The sequence below is a fragment of the Modestobacter sp. SYSU DS0657 genome (assembly GCF_054050925.1).
Window position 1 is genome coordinate 42,873 of sequence record NZ_JBJHAG010000024.1, and the last position, 17,980, is coordinate 60,852.

The following is a 17,980-nucleotide window of genomic DNA, read 5'->3' on the forward strand; positions in this document are numbered from 1 at the left end:
GTCTCGTGCCGAACGCCCGGTGTGCGCGAGGTGGTTGCGCACCTGCCGGGGTGTCCCGCGGCCTCGTGCCCCCGACAGCTGGCCACCGCGGGCACGTGTGACGGACCATCGCGGGATCAACGTCTGGTCGACGTCAGATCGTCATGTTCGTCCGGCAGGCTGCTGCCCATGACGGCGAGCCTCTCCCTGACCGGCACCCAGCTCTCGGGCACCCACGTCGCCTCCGTGGCCCACGACCCGCGCAGCAGCAGCGCGCTGACCCACGCCGTCGCCCGGCCCGTCGTGGACGGCCTGGACCAGTCGGTGTGCGGCGTGCTGGTCTCCGCCGTCGCCGACCAGGACTGGCTCGCCTTCGCCGGCACCGACCGCTGCCCGGAGTGCGCCCGCATCGCCGGGTGACCAACGGCGGGCGGCACCTCGGTCGGCGATCAGTCCGCCAGCAGCACCTCGGTGTCGCCCGTGTCCCGGTTCCACACGATGGCCCCGCCCTGGAAGTCGCTGCGCAGCCCGTCCGCGACCTCGTACTGCCCGCTCACCGGGTAGCCCAGCGGCCCACGCTCCCACTCCAGGCTCGCCCAGTGCCGGCGGATGGCGCCGTGGATCTCGTGGGCACCGGTGTCGGGGGTCCAGTAGATCGAGGAGCCGTCGCTGCCGGCGAAGTGGTTGTACCGGCCCACGCCGTCCGGGGTGGACCGCGTCCCGGTCACCGGGTAACCCAGCGGCCCCCGCTCCCACGCCAGCTCCGCCCAGCGGGCACGAATGGCGCCGTGGATCTCGTGGGCACCGGTGTCGGGGGTCCAGTAGATCGAGGCGCCGTCGCTGCCGGCGAAGTGGTTGTACCGGCCCACGCCGTCCGGGGTGGACCGCGTTCCGGTCACCGGGTAACCCAGCGGCCCCCGCTCCCACGCCAGCTGCGCCCAGCGATCACGGATCGCGCCGTAGATCTCGTGCGTCCCGGTGGGGGTGCCGTAGATCGAGGCGCCGCCGCTGCCGTTGAAGTGGTTGTAGCGGCCGATGCCGTCGGGCGTCGGGAGTTCGCCGGTCACCGGGTAGCCCAGCGGCCCCCGCTCCCAGCCCAGGCTCGCCCAGTGTCGGCGGATGTCGCCGTAGATCTCGTGCGCTCCGGTGTCGGGGGTCCAGTAGATCGAGGCGCCGCCGCGGCCGGCGTAGTGCTGGTACCGGCCGACCTCGTCCGGGGTCGACTGCTCCCAGGTCACCGGGGGACCGAGGAGGCCGCCGGCCTGGCCCAGCGACCGGTACGCCTGCTCGACCGGCGACCAGTTCACCGGCACGCCCTGGTTGCGGGCGGCCCGCTCCCGTTCGGCGATGAGCGGCCAGACGTTGGCCAGGCAGCCCTGCAGCGAGATGGACTGCTGCTGCATCACCGGGGCCAGCTGGCCGCCGCCCGCGCAGTCCGGGTGCCCCAGGCCGAGCCAGTGCCCGACCTCGTGCAGGATCACGTACTGCCGGTACAGCGGGAGCCCGAGCGTCCAGGAGCTCGTGCCCAGGCGCCACCGCTCGTCGTTGATGTAGACCGTCCGGCCGACCCGGCAGCTCCACGTGCTGCTGCAGCCGGGCGACGCGTTCCCGACCACGGCGGGGGACGCGAGGACGAGGTCGAAGTCGGCGCCGGAGGGGACCTGCTGGAAGGCGAGCGTGCCGCCGAGGCTCCAGCCGCGGTCGTCGGCGAGCGTCTCGGCCGCGACGGCGGTGAAGTGCCCGAGGTCGCCGGAGACCGCGCCGCGGGTGGACACGGTGTAGGTGATCGTCCGCTCTGCGGCCTGGGCGGTGCCTGGGCCCGGCACGAGCACGGTCGCGATCGCGATCAGCGCGGCCAGGACGGTCGTCGCGTACCGGTTCATCTGCCACCTCGTTCCCCGCAGGCGACGCGGTCGCGCTCCTGCGCGTCGGTCCCCGGCGGGCGTCGGCCGGGGCGCCGGGGTGCGGGATCGGTCCCACCGGGCTTCCGTTCGCACGGTAGCGAGCCGACCGGGTGATGCGCGACCCCGCCGGAGCGGCCCGGTCAGCCGTCGACGTAGCGGTCGCGTTCGACGACGGGTCAGGCCTGGCCGGCAAGCTGGACGACGGCCGCGACCAGCTGGTCGCCGTCCAGCAGCACCCGGTCGTTGTGGTCGGCGCCGGGCACCTCGACCAGGTCGCGCAGGTGGGCAGCCGCCTCGGCCACCGCGCGGCTCTGCTCGGGCGGCACCACGGTGTCCGCGCTGCCCAGCACGACCGTGGTGGGGACGTCGACCCGAGCGACCTGCTCCGCCACCGGGTCCTGGTCCCACAGCAGCTGCCGCACGGGCAGGAACGGGTAGTGGACGGCGGCGACCGAGGCCAGATCGACGAACGGGGACCGCAGCAGCAGCCCGGCGGGCGGGTGCTCGGTGGCCAGTTCGGTGACCACCGCGGCGCCGAGGCTCTCGCCGAAGTACACGATCCGGTCGGGCGGCACCCCGGCCTCCTCGACCAGGAATGACCGGGCTGCCCGGACATCGCGGGCCAGCCCGTCCTCGCTCGGACTGCCGTCGTTGCCGGCGTAGCCCCGGTAGTCGAACAGCAGGACGGCGAGCCCCTCGTCGCCGAGGGCGGCCGCGAGCGGCGCACGCAGGCCGCGGTGCCCGCCGTTGCCGTTGGCCACGAGCACCGCAGGGGCGTCCGGGTCGGCGGCGGGCAGGTACCAGGCGGCGAGCTCGAGCCCGTCGGACGTCTGCAGGACGACGTCCCGGGCGCCAGGCAGCTCGGTGGCGACAGGACCGGGTACGCCACCGGGCAGGTGGACCAGCCGCCGCTGGAACCCCCAGGCCAGCGCGAGCAGCAGGAGGGGCACGGCGAGGAGGACCCCGCCGGTGACCAGGACCGGGTGCCGCACCGCCCCAGCCTAGGGACGGGTGGCCCGGTGCCGGCGGACGTGACGGGACGTCGCAGGACCACCGCCGCACAGCAGTTGGATCGTCACCGCCGGTTGACCCGACGCCGCTGGCTGCCCCCCGGCGACCGCCGCCCGGCTGTGGAGCTCGGACCGGCGGACCGGCTGCACGCATGTCCAAGCGACCGGGCACCACCGTCCCTAGCGTCTGGGCATGACGAACAGCTCAACGACTGTGAAGGTCGCGGCGGTGCACGCCGCGGCCCCGTTCCTGGACCTCGAGGCCGGCGTGCAGCGGGCCTGCGAGTTCATCCGCGAGGCCGGCCGCGCAGGCGCGAAGCTGGTCGCGTTCCCCGAGACGTTCCTCCCTGGTTACCCCTACTGGATCTGGTCGCACACCACGAAGTACGCCGCACCGTTCTTCGCCGAGCTGTACGCCAACGCTGTCGAGCTGCCGAGCGAGGCGTCCCGGGCCCTCGGCGAAGCGGCCCGCGAGGCCGGCACCTGGGTGGTCATGGGGTTGAACGAGAAGGACGGCGGCACGCTCTACAACACCCAGGCCTACTTCTCCCCCTCCGGTGAGCTGGTCGCGCGCCACCGCAAGCTGCACCCGACCAATGCCGAGCGGACCGTCTGGGGCCGCGGGGACGGCCGCGACGTGTTCGTCGTCGACGCCGGCTTCGCGCGGGTCGGCGGGCTGATCTGCTTCGAGCACAGCATGGACCTCAACAGGTATGCACTGGCCACCCTCGGCGAGCAGATCCACGTCGCGGCATGGCCGGCGATCAACGCAACGCACGCCGACCCGAACGCCGGCAACTTCGACCACTACGCGACCACGCTGGCCGCCGCGCACGCGATCTGCGCCCAGACCTACGTGATCGTGGTGCAGGGCCGGATCAGCGAGGAGATCGTCGAGCGTCTCGGCGTCCCGGAAGGCCCCGACGCCCCCACCGTGGGCGGCGGGCTCACCGGGTTCATGGGGCCGGACGGGCGCTGGCTGACCGAGCCGCACCGGGACGACGAGGCGATCGTCTACGCCGAGCTGGACCTGGGCGTGATCGCCTTCGCCAAGTTCTTCGCCGACGGCGCCGGCCACTACGCCCGCCCGGACGTCTTCAGCTTCGGCGTCGACCGCACGCCCCAGGAGCCGCTGACCACCCAGCGGGTCTCGGCGATCGAGACGGTGCTGAGCCCTGAGGACCGGCCTCTCGCCGACCCCGAGGCGCTCACCGCCGGCGCCGTGCTCAGCACCGTCCCCCGGGGCTGAGCGACCCACCGACCCCCTGCGGCCCGGGTGGTCCCCCGTCCCCCGGGCCGCAGGGCCCACCCCGCAGGTCACCGCCCAGCCCGACCGCTCCCCTGGCTCAGCCGGTACCGGCGCGGCGAGAGCCCGTACGCCTGCCGGAACACCCGGCTGAAGTGCGCCGGGTCGGCGAACCCGCACGCGAGGGCCACCTCCGCGACCGGCACCTCGTCGGCCGTCGCAGCAACCAGCAGCTCGCGGGCACGCTCCAGCCGGACGGTGCGGACGTACTCGGCCACCGGCCCGGTCTCCGCGGCGAAGAGCTCGTAGAGGTAGCGCCGGGAGACACCGAGGACCGCGGCCACGTGGCCGGGCGCGAGCTCCGGATCGGCGATCCGCCGGCCGATGAGCTCCTTCGCCGCGGTGAGCAGGGCTGCGCGGTCCCGGTGCGCCGGCAGCCGGACCGGTGGCGCCGACCGGACCAGCCGCTCGAGCGCGTCGAGCAGCGGCTCGAGTCCGCCGTCCGCCCGCTTGCCGGTGGCGGCGTGGACCAACCCGCGGGCGACCGCCCCGGCCGCCTCGCCGGGCAGGGCGGTTCCGGCGACGGCGGCTACCCGATCCCGGCTGAGGCCGAGCGCGTCCCGTGGGATGCGGGCGACCAGCAGGCCGAACCGGACGTCGCCACTGACGCTGTAGGGCTCAGAGGTGTCGTAGACGGTCATGTCCCCCGGCCCCAGCGCGACCCGTCGCCCGTGCTGGCTGACCACCGACCGCCCGTGCAGCCCGACGGCCACCTTGTAGTGGTCGGCGCCTGGGCCATCGGCCAGCCCTCCGTCGCGGACCGCCGCGTGCGGGGTCGCCGACATCCGGCAGATGCTGACCTCGTCGACCTCCCGGGCGGAGATGACGCCGAGGATCGAACTGCCGGCCGCGGAGATGCGCATCGGCACCAGGAAGCGGGCGGTCGCCTGCTCCCACAGCCGGATCCGGACCGCGGGCGCGACACGTTGCGCGTCGAACGCGGCTCTCTTCCCGATCCCGCTCATCCAGCTGACCTCCCGCCCAACTGACGGCACGTGCTCGACCGCCGTCCGACTCGGACGCTAGCCGCGCAGTGTTGCCGTGCAGTTGCCGTGCATCGGCCGATCTCGGGCAGGAACTCGCCGATCGGTGCGACGGGCGGCGTCCGTGCCCCGCTGCCCGGTCAGCCGTCGACGTAGCGGTCGCGCTCGACGACGAACTGGCCGGTGGCGGTGTTCGCGTCGATGAACTCCGGCAGCAGCGGCACCCGCACGGTCACGGTCACGCACACGCTGAACTCCTCCCCGGCACCATCGCCGGCGTGTAGCTGCCGCGCGGCCAGGGCCGGGCGGGGCTAAGCCCCGCCCCGTCGGCCCCGCCCAGGTACTAGCCCGGCTCACCCCGTGATCCCGGTCTGCTGGCCGTCGTCCGTCCCGCTGTCGTGGCACGGTGCTGCCATGACCATCCGGTTCAGCCGCCGGCCCCACGACGTCGCGGCAGCCCGCGCCTTCCTGCTGACCACCCTCGACCGGCCGGAGGACCGGCTGCCCAGCTATGGCGAAGTGGCCGCAGCCATCGGCGCCGTAGCCCGCGGCGTGGCGCCCGTGCTCAACAGCATCGCGCGGCAGTGTCATGACAAAGGTGAGCCAGACCTGTCTGTGCTGGTCGTCTTGAGGGACACCGGTCTGCCGGGGAGCCTGGCGGGGCAGCCGGTCGACCCCGCCGACCCCACCGCCCGGCAGCGATGGCGCGAGGAGCTGGAGCGGGTGCGGGTCTTCCCGTGGCGCGACTGACAGCCCCTCACCGAACGCGCTACCGGACGAAGCTCCGCGCGGTGGGCGGCGAGCCGCTTGGGCCGGGGGTCTCCGCCGCTCGCAAGTACTGCTCGCGGAAGTGCAAGCCGAGCGGTAGGGCCGCGGGCAGCGACCGCTCGGAGTAGCCGGCGATGACGTCGTAGGGCAGCCGCACCCGCATCGCCGGTTGAGCCTCCGCTGCGTTGCCGCCGTTGGGCATTCGTCGTCGGTCCGACCCGAGCGGACCGACGACGAGTGCACACCGGCGAGCGGTCAGCCGTCGACATAGCGGTCGCGTTCGACGACGAACTGGCCGGTGGCGGTGTTCGCGTCGATGAACTCCGGCAGCAGCGGCACCCGCACGGTCACCGTCACGCACACGCTGAACTCCTCCCCGGGCACCAGCGCCGGGGTGTACTCACCCGCCGCCTCACACCCGGAGCCGGGCGGGGCGTAGGCCAGCACCACGTCGGTCGCCGCCACCGACTGGTCTGCCACCGCCACGGCCACCGCGGCCTCCGCCCGCGCCTGACCGGTGGCCAGGTCCGGCGCCGTCGCCAGTGCCCGCCCGGCCTCCCGCGCCGCCGCGTTCGCCGCGAACACCCCGCGCTGCACCGCCGAGAACCCCGCGATCACGTAGACCAGCGGCAGGAACACCACCAACGCCACGAACACGAACTCCACGATCGCCGACCCGCGCTCACCGTCCCCACCCTGACCCAGGCGGGCCCGCAGCCACCTCACCGGGCCTCCTCCACCGCACGCCCGGTCACCGACAACGGCAGCAGATCACCCAGCCCACCGATCAGCGAGGGCACCGCGCCGGTGCAGCGCACCACCACCAGCGTCAGCCCCGTCTCGTCGGTCTCCTCCACCGACGAGCACGCCAGCCCGGACGCCGTCCCCTCCGAGGTGGCCCGCGCGATCACCTCCACCGCCCGCCCCGCACCCACCTCGGCCGGCACGTCCGCGTTCGCCGCGTACCGGGCACCCTCGGCCGCGCTCGCCACGACCACGTTGCGCAGGTGCACGTAGACCGCCACCTGCAGCACCGCCAGCAGCAGCGCCAGGATCAGCACCCCGACCAGCACGAAGTCGACGACCGCGCTCCCCCGCTCGCCGTCGTCGGGATCGCCGGAGCCAGGCCGGCTACTGGACGGCCGTGACCGAGGACAGCGCATTGCTCACCGCGGTCACGATCGCCTCCCGGAACGGGATCAGGATCGCCAGCACCAACGCCGCGGTCATCACGGTGATCATCACCCAGCCCGGGACGTCGCCCCGCTCGGGCTCCCCGTCGTCCAGCCGTGCCACCAGGGCGGCGAGCGTGGTCGTGAACGCAGCGGTCAGGTACGCGTAGACGCGCATCCGTCGTCCTTCCTCTTCGGTCACCGGCGTCACTGCGCCAGCGAGACGATGCTGATCAGGCCCGGGTACAGGGCGAACAGGACGGTGACCGGCAGCACCAGGAAGACGACCGGCACCATCATCTGGATCTCCTTGCGGCCGCCGGCCTCCAGCAGCCGGCGCTTGCCGGCCTCCCGGACGTCGGCGGCCTGGGCGCGCAGCACCTCGGCCAGCGGGGTGCCGCGCTCGATGGCGACGACGACGCCGTCGACGAACCGGGCCAGCGCCTCCAGCGACGTCCGGTCGGCCAGCTCCTGCAGCGCCTCGACCAGCGGCGTCCCCGCCCGGGCCCGGCCCAGTGCGGCGCCCAGCTCACGGGCCAGCTCGCCACCGGACAGCCGGGTGACCCGGGCGATCGCCGCCACCGGGCTCTCCCCCGCCGTCACCGCCAGGGCCAGCAGCTCGGCCACCACCGGGAACTCGGCCAGCAGCAGCTCCTCGCGGCGCTGCACCTGCTGGGTCAGCCACCAGTCCCGGCCCAGCACACCACCGACCAGACCGGCCACGCACAGCAGCACCGCCGACAGCACGTTCACCGATCCGGTCAGCGCCGCGCCGACCAGGGTCAGCAGCGCGCCGCCGAGCAGGCCGAGCCCGCCCCAGACGACCTGCTCGACCCGGAAGTCCTCCACCGTGGTCTCCGCACCCAGCGCGTCGAGCCGCCGGCGGACGGCGACCCGGCCACCGAGCAGCCGGTCGACGTGCCGGGCGCCGTCGACGAGCACCGGGGCGAACACCCGCCGGGCCGCGGTGAGCATGCCGGGCTGGGTCGCGGTGCCCAGCAGCCGCGACGGCGCGGGGGTGTCGTGCACGTAGGGCGCGAGCCGGTCGACCAGCCGCACCTGCCGGAACGGCGGGGAGAACGAGACCGCGAGCAGCACGCCGCAGGCCAGGGTCAGCCCCAGCAGCATGCCCAGGACGCCGGCCGTCACGACGACACCTCGCCGCTCCGCGGCCCGTTCGCTCCGCTCCTCACTCGCTGTGCGCCGGCTCGCCTCCGCGCTCGCTCCGCTCCTCGCTCGCTGGCGCTCGCTGCGATGCTCACTCGCTGTCGGCTCGGCTGCTCGCTGCGATGCTCACTCACTGGAGCACCCGGACGTCCTCGGGCAGCCGCCCGATCCGCTTCATCAGCCGGTACGCCACGACGCACACCGCGCCGCCGGCCAGCAGCAGCACCAGGCCGGTCGGGGTGTCGTAGGCGGTCAGCGTCTGCTGCTGGGTGGCGAGCAGCAGCAGCACGGCCCAGGGCGCGGCCACCGCGAGCCGCGCGGCCTGCACGACCCAGCCCTGCCGGGTCTCCAGCTCGGCGCGGGCGCGGGCGTCCTCGCGCAGGAAGGAAGCGAGCGTGCGCAGCACCCGGCCCAGGTCGCTGCCGCCGACCTCGCGGGCCACCCGCAGGGTCTCCACGATCCGGTCGCCGACCGGGTCGGCGAGGTCGTCCTTGAGCCGGTCGAGCGCGTCGTTGAACCGCCCGGACGACCGGTGGTCGGCGGCGAACCGGGCGAAGGCGGGCCGCAGAACCTCCGGCCCGCGCACGGCGAGCGCGCCCAGCGCCTCGGGCAGCGACAGGCCCGCCCGCACCGCCGAGGCCAGGTTGTCGACCACCTCGGGCCACACCTCGCGCAGGTCGGCCCGGCGCCTGGCGGCCAGCCGGCGCACCAGCAGGTGCGGGACGGCGGCGCCGAAGACCCCGAAGACCGCGCTGATGCTCACCGTCGCCGTGGTCAGCAGCACCAGGACCGCCGTCACCAGACCGAGCCCGACCTGCAGCGCCACCAGCTGCGCACCGTTGATGCCGGTGAGCCCGGCGGCGGCCAGCAGCTGCTGCCGCCGTCCCGGGCCCCGACGGTCCGGACGGCGCTGCGGCGCCCGCGGCCCCGAGCGCCAGATCAGCAGCAGGCCGACGCCGAGGGCCAGCCCGATCAGTCCACCGGGGACGGTCACGCTTCCCCCAGCAGCGCGGCCAGGTCGAAGCCCGCAGCCGCGAACCGCTCGGCGTGCGGCGGGTAGCCGTCGGCGCGCACCAGCCGGCCGTCGCGAGAGGTGAAGACGTCGGCGGTCTCGACCACGCTGCCCTCGGCCCGGCCCGGCAGCGCCACGATCTCCCGCACCCGCCGCTGGCCGGAGGGATCCGTGCCGACGTGCACCACCAGGTCGACGCTGGAGGCGACGGTGGGGACCACGAACGCGTGGCCGATGTTCTCCCCGGCCAGCAGGGGCAGCGTGCACATCTTCACGACGGCCTCGCGGGCGCTGTTGGCGTGCAGCGTGCACATGCCCGGCAGGCCCGAGTTCAGCGCGATCAGCAGGTCCAGGCACTCCTCCTGGCGCACCTCGCCCACCACCAGCCGGGAGGGGCGCATCCGCAGCGCCTCCTTCACCAGCCGGCGCAGCGGGATCTCCCCGGCACCCTCGAGGTTGGCCTGCCGGGTCTGCATCGCCACCACGTCGGGCAGCGGGATGCGCAGCTCGAAGACCTCTTCGCAGGTGACCACCCGCTCCCGCGCCGGGATCGCCGCGCACAGGCAGTTCAGCAGCGTCGTCTTCCCCGCCTGCGTGCCGCCGGCGACGAGGATGTTCAGCCCGGCCGCGACCGCCGCCTCCAGGAACCGCGCTGCCTGGGTGGTGATCGTGCCGAGCGCGACCAGCTCGTCGAGGCTGTGCGCCTGCAGCACGAACTTCCGGATGTTCACCGCCATGTGCCGCCGGGTGACGTCGGGGATCACCACGTGCAGCCGCGACCCGTCGGGCAGCATCGCGTCGACGAACGGCGTCGACATGTCGGTCCGGCGACCCGAGGTGCGCAGCATCCGCTCGACCAGGTCGGCCAGCTCCCCGGCGCGCAGCACCGTCGTCGTCAGCTCCGACCGGCCCCGCCGGGCGACGAACACCCGCCCCGGCTCGTTGACCCAGATCTCCTCGACCTCCGGGTCGTCGAGGAAGCGCTGCAGCGGCCCGTAGCCGGCCACCCGGTCCAGCACGTCCCGGACGACGGTCTCCGGGTCACCGATCGGCGGCAGCGCCGAGGACAGCGACCGCTCCGAGTAGTCGGCGACGACGTCGCGCACCAGCACCCGGACCGGCGCCGGGTCGGCGAACGGGTCGAGCCCGCGCCGGCGGATCAGCTCCCGCACCTCGCCGTCGACGACGTCGACCGCCGAGCCCAGTACCGGCACGATCCCCCCGTCGAACAGCCCAGATGCCTGCAGAGTGCAGCGACTGTAAGGGGAGACCACGTTCCGGCGGGGAGCGCCTGTGGACGAAGCGTGACCGGTTCACCCGGCACTTCACCCGTTCAGGCGACCGGCCGGGCAGGATCGCCTGACACCTGACTACAGCCGCCGTAACGAGCCCACCGCTGCGAGGTGGACCGCCTGGTCAGCCGGCCAGGACGACGCCGTCGACGGTCGGGGCGCCGTCCACGGTCAGCGGGAGGCCGGCCCGGTCGACCGCCACGCGAACCTCCGCCGGGTCGTCCGCGCCGTCGACGACCGAGGCCAGCTCGCGGTAGGCGGCGAGCTGCGCCTGCACCTCACGGGCGGTCGCGCCGTCCCCGGCCAGCTCCGCCCGCTGCTCGGCCCGGGTCAGCAGCTCGACCTGGGTGGCGAGCGGGGCGAGTGCGGCCCGCTGCGCGGCGGCGAGCTCCGCCGCACCCTGGTTGCGCGCCAGCTGCGCATCGGCCGGCGCAGCGGTGGAGCCGCACCCGGTGAGCGCGAGGGTGGCAGCGACGAGGGCGGTGCGGAGCGAGGGAGTGCGCATGGTGCCTTCCGGTGTCGGTCCGGCCCCAGCGGCCAGGACCGCTCGATGCCCCCCTCGACCGTGCACAACCAGATAGCGAACCACCGATCACCCGTCGGAGGGAGGCCGGTCGGCCCTGGACCGGAAGGCAGGCTGCGGCAGGATCGGGGCATGACCGCCGCCGACCCCCGCACCGCCCCGACCACCCGCGAACGGCCGCACCCGATCTGGAGCGCCGTGGTCGGGCTGACCTCGCTCGGCGTGCTGCTGCAGGGCCTGTGGGCCGGTCTCTTCCTGCGCCCCGACGCCGACGGCAGCACCTGGTACACGCTGCACCAGCGCGGCGCCGAGATCACGCTGACCCTGGCCGCGATCGCCACCATCGCCGCCGTGCTCTGGCTGCGGCACCGCCGCGACCTGCTCATCGGGACGGCGCTGCTGCTCGCGCTGCTGGTCGTCGAGTACTTCCTCGGCCGGTCCGGCGACGGCAACCTCCCGCTGCACGTGCCGCTGGCGATGCTGCTGCTGGGCCTCGCCGTCTGGCTGCCGATGGCCGCCCGGCGCCGGTAGTCAGCCCCCGTGACCTCCGGCGGGCAGGTGACCGCGCTCGTCGCGGCCGTCCGGGGTGCGCTGGCCGCGGCCGGCGACCCGGAGCGGGGCCGCAGCCAGCAGGCCTACCTCAAGACTCCCGAGCCCTGCCTCGGGGTCCGGCTGCCGGAGGTCCGCCGGATCGTCCGGGCCGCCGCCACCGAGCACCCACCCCGCTCCGCCCCCGAGGTGCGCCATGCCGCGGAGCTGCTCTGGCGCGACGCCGGCAACCGGGAGGAACGGCACGCCGCGATCGCGCTCACCGGCCTGCCGGCAGCCCGGGGCGCCCTCGAACTGCTGCCGCTGTACCGGGAGATGATCACCACCGGATCCTGGTGGGACCTCGTCGACGGGGTGGCCCCGCGCATCCGCGACCTGCTGCTCGCCCACCCGGCGGCGCTGCGGCCGGTGCTGCGCGGCTGGGCCCGCGACCCCGACCGCTGGCTGCGCCGCAGCGCGATCACCGCCCAGCTGGGCGCCAGGCACCGCACCGACACCGCCCTGCTGGCCGAGGTGATCGAGGCCAACGCCGCCGACCCGGAGTTCTTCGTCCGCAAGGCGATCGGCTGGGCGCTGCGCGACCTCGCGAAGACCGACCCGGCCTGGGTCCGGCGGTTCCTCGCCGAGCACGGCGACGAGCTCAGCCCGCTGTCCCGCCGGGAGGCGGCCAAGCACCTGACGAACTGAGACTCAGTGCGCGGCGCCCTTGCGGCGGTGCACCGTGAGGTTCATGACCAGCACGATCAGCGCCCCGACGACGAGCCCGATCAGCGCGCTGGCGAGGGTGTTGACCAGCCAGCCCACCACCGAGCCGAGCGCGCCGGTGGCGTCGGCCGCCGCCTCCTCCAGGTGGTGCACCACCCCGTAGACGGCGTGCAGCCCCAGCTCGTCGCTGCCCACGAGCAGGATGTGCCCACCCACCCAGAGCATCGCCGCGGTGCCGACGACGGTGAGCAGCGCGAGCACCTTCGGCATGGCCGCCACCAGCCCCCGGCCGAACCGGGCCACGCCCGCACGCGGCAGCTGCGCCAGCTTCAGCCCGACGTCGTCCATCTTCACCAGCAGCCCGACGAACCCGTACACCGCCACGGTGATCAGGACCGCGACGACCGCCAGGATGACCGCCCGGGCCACGAACCCCTGGTCGATCACCTCGTTCAGCGAGATCACCATGATCTCGGCGGACAGGATGAAGTCGGTGCGCACGGCGCCGGAGACGATGGTGTCCTCGTCGGGGAGCGCCCCCTCGTCCGTGGTGTGGTCGTCGTGGTGGCCCGCGACCTTGGCCCACAGCTTCTCCGCGCCCTCGTAGGCGAGGTAGCAGCCGCCGAGCATGAGGATCGGGGTGAGCAGCCAGGGCAGGAACTGGCTGAGCAGCAGCACCGCCGGCAGCAGGATGAGCAGCTTGTTGCGCAGCGACCCCAGCGCGATGCGCCGCACGATCGGCAGCTCCCGCTCGGCCGCCAGGCCGCGCACGTACTGCGGGGTGACGGCGGCGTCGTCGACCACCACGCCCGCCGCCTTGGCGCTCGCCCGCCCGGCCGCCATGCCGACGTCGTCGATCGAGGCCGCCGCGGCGCGCGCCAGCACCGCCACGTCGTCCAGGAGCGCTACCAGTCCACCCGCCACCACAAGTCCTTCCGGTCGGTCAGCGGAGCGTGCTGACCCCGACATCTTGCGGTGTCGCGCCGATCCCCGCTCGCGCGCCGCGCGCGAGCGGGGACCGGTGCAGCGGTCAGAAGGTGATGACCAGCCGTCCGCGCACCCCGCCGGCCTCGAGCCGGCGGTGCGCCTCGGCGGCCTCGGCGGCCGGGAAGGTCTCCGCCAGCCGCAGGGTCAGCACGCCCTTCTCCACCGCCTCGCGCAGCCCGTCGAGCTTCTCCTGCTCCTCGGCGTACTGGCCGACGAACACCGGCGTCACGTGCAGGTCGCGCTCGCCGTTGCCGGCGTAGCCGCGGACCGTGGTCACCTGCCCGCCGTCCTTGACCGCGGGCAGCACGGCCTCGTTCTGCACCGCACCGTCGGCCAGCCCGTCGACGCCGTCGGGGAACTGCTCGCGGATCCGGTCGGCGACGTCGTCCCCGCGCCGGACGACGACGTCGGCACCGAGCTCGCGGACCAGCTGCTCGTCGGCCTCCTTGGCGTCGGCGACGACGGTCAGCCCCTCGGCCTTGGCCAGCTGGATCACGTACCCGCCGAACGCCCCGGCCGCGCCGGTGACCGCCAGCACCTGCCCGGGCTGCAGCGCCATCGCGTCCAGCGCCTGCCGCGCGGTGAGCCCGTTCATCGGCAGGGTCGAGGCCGCGGCGTCGCTGGCGCCGGCCGGCACCCGGGCGATCGACCGCGCCGGCAGCACGATGTCCTCCCGGTAGGCGCCGTGCTGCCCGCTGGGCACCACGATGCCCATCACCCGGTCGCCCACCTGCAGGTCGGTCTCCACGCCCTCGCCGATCTCGGCGAGCACCCCGGCGAGGTCCATCCCCGGGATGTACGGGAACTCCTTGACCTGGTCGCGCTCGGCGTACCAGCCGCTGCGCAGCGCGGTGTCGGTCGGGTTGACCGTCGCCGCGGTCACCCGCACCCGCACCTGCCCGGGGCCGAGCGGCTCCTGCGGGACGTCGACCAGCTGCAGGGCCTCGGGCCCACCGAACTCCGTCACTCCGACTGCTCTCATGCCCTCCGGCCTACCCCACCCCTCGTGCCGGGCACACCGGACGACCACGTGGCGGAAACCACGCGACTCACAGCCGGGGCGTAGGTCGGCCTGGGCGCAGCTCCAGCGGCGGGCCCGACGGTTGCCGCATGCCATCGCTCCCCCTGGCGGGCGACGCGCCCGCCCGCGCCGTCGAGAGCCCGCGACCCGTCGTGGACGTCGTCGTCCCGGTGCACGACGAGGAGACCGACCTCGGTCCGTGCTTGCGCCGGCTGCACACCCACCTGTCCACCCAGCTGCCCTACCCGTTCCGGATCACCGTGGCGGAGAACGCCAGCACCGACCGCACGGTGGAGGTCGCCCGCGCCGTGGCCGCCGAGCTGCCCGGCATCGAGGTGCTGGAGCTGCCCGAGGCCGGCCGCGGCCGGGCACTGCGCGCCGCCTGGCTGCGCTCGGACGCCCCGGTGCTCGTCTACATGGACGTCGACCTCTCCACCGACCTCGCCGCGCTGCTACCGCTGGTCGCCCCGCTGATCAGCGGCCACTCCGACCTCGCCATCGGCACCCGGCTGGCCCCGTCGTCGCGAGTGGTGCGCGGCGCCAAGCGGGAGGTGATCTCCCGCGGCTACAACCTGCTGCTGCGCGGCGCGCTGGCCACCCGGCTCTCCGACGCCCAGTGCGGGTTCAAGGCGATCCGGGCCGACGTCGCCGCCCGGCTGCTGCCGCTGGTCGAGGACACCGGCTGGTTCTTCGACACCGAGCTGCTGGTGCTGGCCGAGCGCAGCGGACTGCGGATCCACGAGGTGCCGGTCGACTGGGTCGACGACCCGGACAGCCGGGTCGACATCGTGGCGACGGCGAGGGCCGACCTGGCCGGCATCGTGCGGATGCTGCGCGCACTGGCGACCGGCCGGCTGCCGGTCGCCGAGCTGCGCGCCCAGCTGGGCCGCGGCCCGCTGCCCGGTCCGCTGGCCGACCCCGTGCCGGGGGTGCCGGCCGGCCTGTTCGGCCAGCTGCTGCGCTTCGCCACCATCGGTGTGCTGTCCACGCTGGCCTACCTGGTGCTGTTCGTGCTGCTCCGCGGGGTGGTCGCCGCCCAGCTGGCCAACCTGGTCGCCCTGCTGCTCACCGCGGTGGCGAACACCGCGGCCAACCGGCGGCTCACCTTCGGCATCCGCGGCGCCCCCGGCGCCGGCCGCGCCCACCTGCAGGGGCTCGTGGTCTTCGGCCTCGGCCTGGCCCTGACCAGCGGCACCCTCGCCGTCCTGCACGCGGTCACCCCGACGCCGTCGCGCGGCACGGAGCTGCTGCTCCTGGTCGGCGCCAACGCGCTCGCCACGCTGCTGCGCTTCCTGCTGCTGCGCGGCTGGGTGTTCCGCGCCGACCGCGCCGCGAGCCGCACCGGGTCCCGGTCCGAGACCCGCACCACCGACCCCGAACCCGCCTCCCCGGCGCTGGAGACCTCCCGATGACCACCACCGTCCTGCCGCCGGCCGCATCCCCCGCGCCGGCCGCCCCCGCCCGCCCGTCCCGGGCCCGTGCGGCACTGCGCGGCCGCGCCGCCGACCCGGCCTGGGTGCGCCCGGCGCTGCTCGCCCTGCTCGCCGCCACCGGGCTGCTGTACCTGTGGGACCTGGCCGCCTCGGGCTGGGCGAACGCCTTCTACGCCGCGGCCGTGCAGGCCGGCTCGGAGAGCTGGACGGCGTTCTTCTACGGCTCCTCCGACGCCGCCAACGCGATCACCGTGGACAAGCCGCCGGCGTCGCTGTGGGTGATGGCGCTGTCGGTGCGGCTGTTCGGGCTGAGCTCGTGGTCGCTGCTGGTGCCGCAGGCGCTGATGGGCGTGGCCACCGTCGGGGTGGTGTACCTGGCGGTGCGCCGCGTCGTCGGCCCCGGCGCCGGGCTGCTGGCCGGCGCGGCGATGGCGCTGACCCCGGTCGCGGTGCTGATGTTCCGCTTCGACAACCCCGACGCGCTGCTCGTGCTGCTGCTGACCCTGGCGGCCTACGCGCTGACCCGGGCGCTGGAGACGGCCAGCCGGCGGTGGCTGATCGCCGTCGGCGTGCTGATCGGGTTCGCGTTCCTGACCAAGACGCTGCAGGCGATGCTGGTCGTGCCCGGCTTCGCGCTGGTGTACCTGGTCCTGGCGCCGACGACGTTCCGCCGCCGGGTGGTCGACGTGCTGCTCACCGGGCTCGCGCTGGTGGTCAGCGGCGGCTGGTGGGTCGCGGTGGTGGAACTGGTGCCGGCGTCGATGCGGCCCTACATCGGCGGCTCGCAGACCGACTCGGTGTGGGAGCTCATCTGGGGCTACAACGGCCTGGGCCGGCTGACCGGCAACGAGACCGGCAGCGTCGGCGGCGGTGGCGGCTGGGGCGAGACCGGGCTGGGCCGGCTGGTCAACAGCGAGATCGGCGGTCAGGTCGCCTGGCTGCTGCCCGCCGCCCTGGTGCTGCTGGTCGCCGGGCTGGTCGCCGTCGGCCGGTCGCCGCGCACCGATCTCCGCCGCGCGGCGCTGCTGACCTGGGGCAGCTGGCTGCTGGTCACCGGCCTCACCTTCAGCCTGATGGCCGGCATCTTCCACGCCTACTACACGGTGGCCCTGGCCCCGGCGATCGCGGCGCTGGTCGGCATCGGCGGCGGGCTGCTGTGGCAGCGGCGGAGCAGCTGGTGGGCGCGGATCGTGCTCAGCCTGACCCTGCTGGGGACGGCGCTGTGGTCGTTCGTCCTGCTCGGCCGCTCGGCGGACTTCCTGCCCTGGCTCCGCTGGGTGGTGCTGGTCGCCGGTGTGCTCGCTGCGCTCGGGCTGCTGGTCGCCCACCGGATGGGCCGGGCGGTGGTGGCGGCGGTGCTGGCCGTGGGCATCCTGGCGGCGCTCGGTGGCCCGGCCGCCTACGCGGTGCAGACCGCCGGGACGGCGCACACCGGGTCGATCCCCTCGGCCGGGCCCACGGTGAGCGGCGCGGGCTTCGGTGGCGGCCTCGGCGGTGGCCCGGGCGGCGCGATGGGCGCCGGGCCGGCCGGGCAGGGCGGCCCCGGCGGCACGATGCCCGGCGGGCAGGGCGGCTTCGGCGGGCAGGGCGGCTTCGGCGGGCAGCCGCCGACCGGCCAGGCGCCGGGACAGGCACCCGGCCAGACCGGCACGACCGGCGCCCGGGGCGGCGGGGCGGGCGGTGGCATGGGCGGGCTGCTCGGCGCCGCCGATCCCAGCGACGAGGTGGTCGCCGCGCTCGAGGAGCAGGCCGACTCCTACACCTGGGTGGCCGCCGCCGTCGGCTCGAACAACGCCGCGGGGTACCAGCTGGCCACCGGTGAGCCGGTGATGGCGATCGGCGGCTTCAACGGCAGTGACCCCTCCCCGACGCTGGCGGAGTTCCAGCAGTACGTCGCCGACGGCCAGGTGCACTGGTTCATCGGCGGCGGGATGGGGATGGCCAGCGACGGCGGCAGCAGCGCGTCGGCGGAGATCGCCGCCTGGGTCGAGGACACCTTCCCCGCCCAGACCGTCGACGGCGTGACGCTGTACGACCTCGGCGGAGCCACCGGCTGACCCTCCCCGCCGGCAGTCGTGGGGGGGGGGGGGGGGGGGGGGGGGGGGGGCGGGCGGGGGGGGGGGGGGGGGGGGGGGGGGGGGGGGGGGGGGGGGGGGGGGGGGGGGGGGG

Annotated in this window: 19 protein-coding genes; 7 read left to right on the forward strand and 12 right to left on the reverse strand. The window is 74.9% G+C overall.

Translation table 11 applies throughout. From position 1 onward, the window contains the following. The first annotated feature begins 168 nt into the window (after window positions 1–168). On the forward strand, window positions 169–399 hold the full coding sequence (locus ACI79A_RS15060; protein ID WP_457084515.1) for a hypothetical protein: 231 nt from the start codon (window positions 169–171) through the stop codon (window positions 397–399). A gap of 29 nt (window positions 400–428) precedes the next feature. Here ACI79A_RS15060 and ACI79A_RS15065 read toward each other — a convergent pair whose 3' ends face one another. Both ACI79A_RS15065 and ACI79A_RS15070 read right to left on the reverse strand, forming a co-directional pair. Further along, a complete protein-coding gene (locus ACI79A_RS15065) occupies window positions 429–1,862 on the reverse strand; it encodes a DUF3152 domain-containing protein (protein WP_457084517.1) in 1,434 nt (477 codons plus the stop codon). A 197-nt stretch (window positions 1,863–2,059) separates the two neighbouring features. Next, window positions 2,060–2,875 (reverse strand): alpha/beta hydrolase, encoded by an 816-nt coding sequence (locus ACI79A_RS15070; protein ID WP_457084519.1) that lies wholly within the window; start codon window positions 2,873–2,875, stop codon window positions 2,060–2,062. Window positions 2,876–3,086: 211 nt separating this feature from the next. Here ACI79A_RS15070 and ACI79A_RS15075 point away from each other — a divergent pair, with 211 nt between their 5' ends. Next, a complete protein-coding gene (locus ACI79A_RS15075) occupies window positions 3,087–4,142 on the forward strand; it encodes a carbon-nitrogen hydrolase family protein (protein WP_457084521.1) in 1,056 nt (351 codons plus the stop codon). Between the two features lie 68 nt (window positions 4,143–4,210). Here ACI79A_RS15075 and ACI79A_RS15080 read toward each other — a convergent pair whose 3' ends face one another. Beyond that, window positions 4,211–5,164, reverse strand: a complete 954-nt coding sequence (locus tag ACI79A_RS15080; RefSeq protein WP_457084523.1) for a helix-turn-helix domain-containing protein — start codon at window positions 5,162–5,164, stop codon at window positions 4,211–4,213. A 432-nt stretch (window positions 5,165–5,596) separates the two neighbouring features. On the opposite strand from ACI79A_RS15080, the gene ACI79A_RS15085 reads away from it, so the two are divergent. After that, window positions 5,597–5,932 (forward strand): hypothetical protein, encoded by a 336-nt coding sequence (locus ACI79A_RS15085; RefSeq protein WP_457084525.1) that lies wholly within the window; start codon window positions 5,597–5,599, stop codon window positions 5,930–5,932. Window positions 5,933–6,205: 273 nt separating this feature from the next. On the opposite strand, the gene ACI79A_RS15090 is transcribed toward ACI79A_RS15085, so the two are convergent. The 7 genes from ACI79A_RS15090 to ACI79A_RS15120 form a co-directional block, all read right to left on the reverse strand. Further along, window positions 6,206–6,676: a hypothetical protein gene (locus ACI79A_RS15090; RefSeq protein WP_457084527.1), complete on the reverse strand. Its 471-nt coding sequence runs from the start codon at window positions 6,674–6,676 to the stop codon at window positions 6,206–6,208. Then, on the reverse strand, window positions 6,673–7,113 hold the full coding sequence (locus ACI79A_RS15095; RefSeq protein WP_457084529.1) for a TadE/TadG family type IV pilus assembly protein: 441 nt from the start codon (window positions 7,111–7,113) through the stop codon (window positions 6,673–6,675). The genes ACI79A_RS15090 and ACI79A_RS15095 overlap by 4 nt, the downstream gene beginning before the upstream one ends. Continuing rightward, window positions 7,082–7,300: a hypothetical protein gene (locus tag ACI79A_RS15100; protein ID WP_457084531.1), complete on the reverse strand. Its 219-nt coding sequence runs from the start codon at window positions 7,298–7,300 to the stop codon at window positions 7,082–7,084. Before ACI79A_RS15100 ends, ACI79A_RS15095 begins: the two co-directional genes overlap by 32 nt. Before the next feature lie 29 nt (window positions 7,301–7,329). Beyond that, window positions 7,330–8,271 (reverse strand): type II secretion system F family protein, encoded by a 942-nt coding sequence (locus ACI79A_RS15105; RefSeq protein ID WP_457084533.1) that lies wholly within the window; start codon window positions 8,269–8,271, stop codon window positions 7,330–7,332. Window positions 8,272–8,419: 148 nt separating this feature from the next. After that, window positions 8,420–9,283 carry a type II secretion system F family protein gene (locus tag ACI79A_RS15110; protein ID WP_457084535.1) on the reverse strand — a complete coding sequence of 288 codons (864 nt, stop codon included), beginning with the start codon at window positions 9,281–9,283 and terminating at the stop codon, window positions 8,420–8,422. After that, window positions 9,280–10,515, reverse strand: coding sequence for a CpaF family protein (locus ACI79A_RS15115; protein WP_457084537.1), 1,236 nt, complete (start codon window positions 10,513–10,515; stop codon window positions 9,280–9,282). Before ACI79A_RS15115 ends, ACI79A_RS15110 begins: the two co-directional genes overlap by 4 nt. A gap of 202 nt (window positions 10,516–10,717) precedes the next feature. Then, on the reverse strand, window positions 10,718–11,098 hold the full coding sequence (locus ACI79A_RS15120; RefSeq protein ID WP_457084539.1) for a hypothetical protein: 381 nt from the start codon (window positions 11,096–11,098) through the stop codon (window positions 10,718–10,720). 150 nt (window positions 11,099–11,248) lie between these two features. On the opposite strand from ACI79A_RS15120, the gene ACI79A_RS15125 reads away from it, so the two are divergent. Then, window positions 11,249–11,647: a hypothetical protein gene (locus tag ACI79A_RS15125; protein ID WP_457084541.1), complete on the forward strand. Its 399-nt coding sequence runs from the start codon at window positions 11,249–11,251 to the stop codon at window positions 11,645–11,647. A gap of 9 nt (window positions 11,648–11,656) precedes the next feature. Beyond that, entirely contained in the window at window positions 11,657–12,352 is a 696-nt protein-coding gene (locus tag ACI79A_RS15130) for a DNA alkylation repair protein (RefSeq protein ID WP_457084543.1), read from the forward strand. Window positions 12,353–12,355: 3 nt separating this feature from the next. Here the strand turns inward: ACI79A_RS15130 and ACI79A_RS15135 are convergent, their stop codons facing one another. Both ACI79A_RS15135 and ACI79A_RS15140 read right to left on the reverse strand, forming a co-directional pair. Further along, entirely contained in the window at window positions 12,356–13,294 is a 939-nt protein-coding gene (locus tag ACI79A_RS15135; RefSeq protein ID WP_457084545.1) for a DUF808 domain-containing protein, read from the reverse strand. 106 nt (window positions 13,295–13,400) lie between these two features. After that, the gene (locus tag ACI79A_RS15140) at window positions 13,401–14,339 is read right to left on the reverse strand and encodes an NADP-dependent oxidoreductase (RefSeq protein WP_457084547.1); all 939 of its coding nucleotides are present in this window, start codon (window positions 14,337–14,339) and stop codon (window positions 13,401–13,403) included. A 128-nt stretch (window positions 14,340–14,467) separates the two neighbouring features. On the opposite strand from ACI79A_RS15140, the gene ACI79A_RS15145 reads away from it, so the two are divergent. Further along, window positions 14,468–15,790: a glycosyltransferase gene (locus tag ACI79A_RS15145; RefSeq protein WP_457084549.1), complete on the forward strand. Its 1,323-nt coding sequence runs from the start codon at window positions 14,468–14,470 to the stop codon at window positions 15,788–15,790. Next, on the forward strand, window positions 15,787–17,868 hold the full coding sequence (locus ACI79A_RS15150) for an ArnT family glycosyltransferase (protein ID WP_457084551.1): 2,082 nt from the start codon (window positions 15,787–15,789) through the stop codon (window positions 17,866–17,868). Before ACI79A_RS15145 ends, ACI79A_RS15150 begins: the two co-directional genes overlap by 4 nt. Window positions 17,869–17,980: the final 112 nt, after the last annotated feature.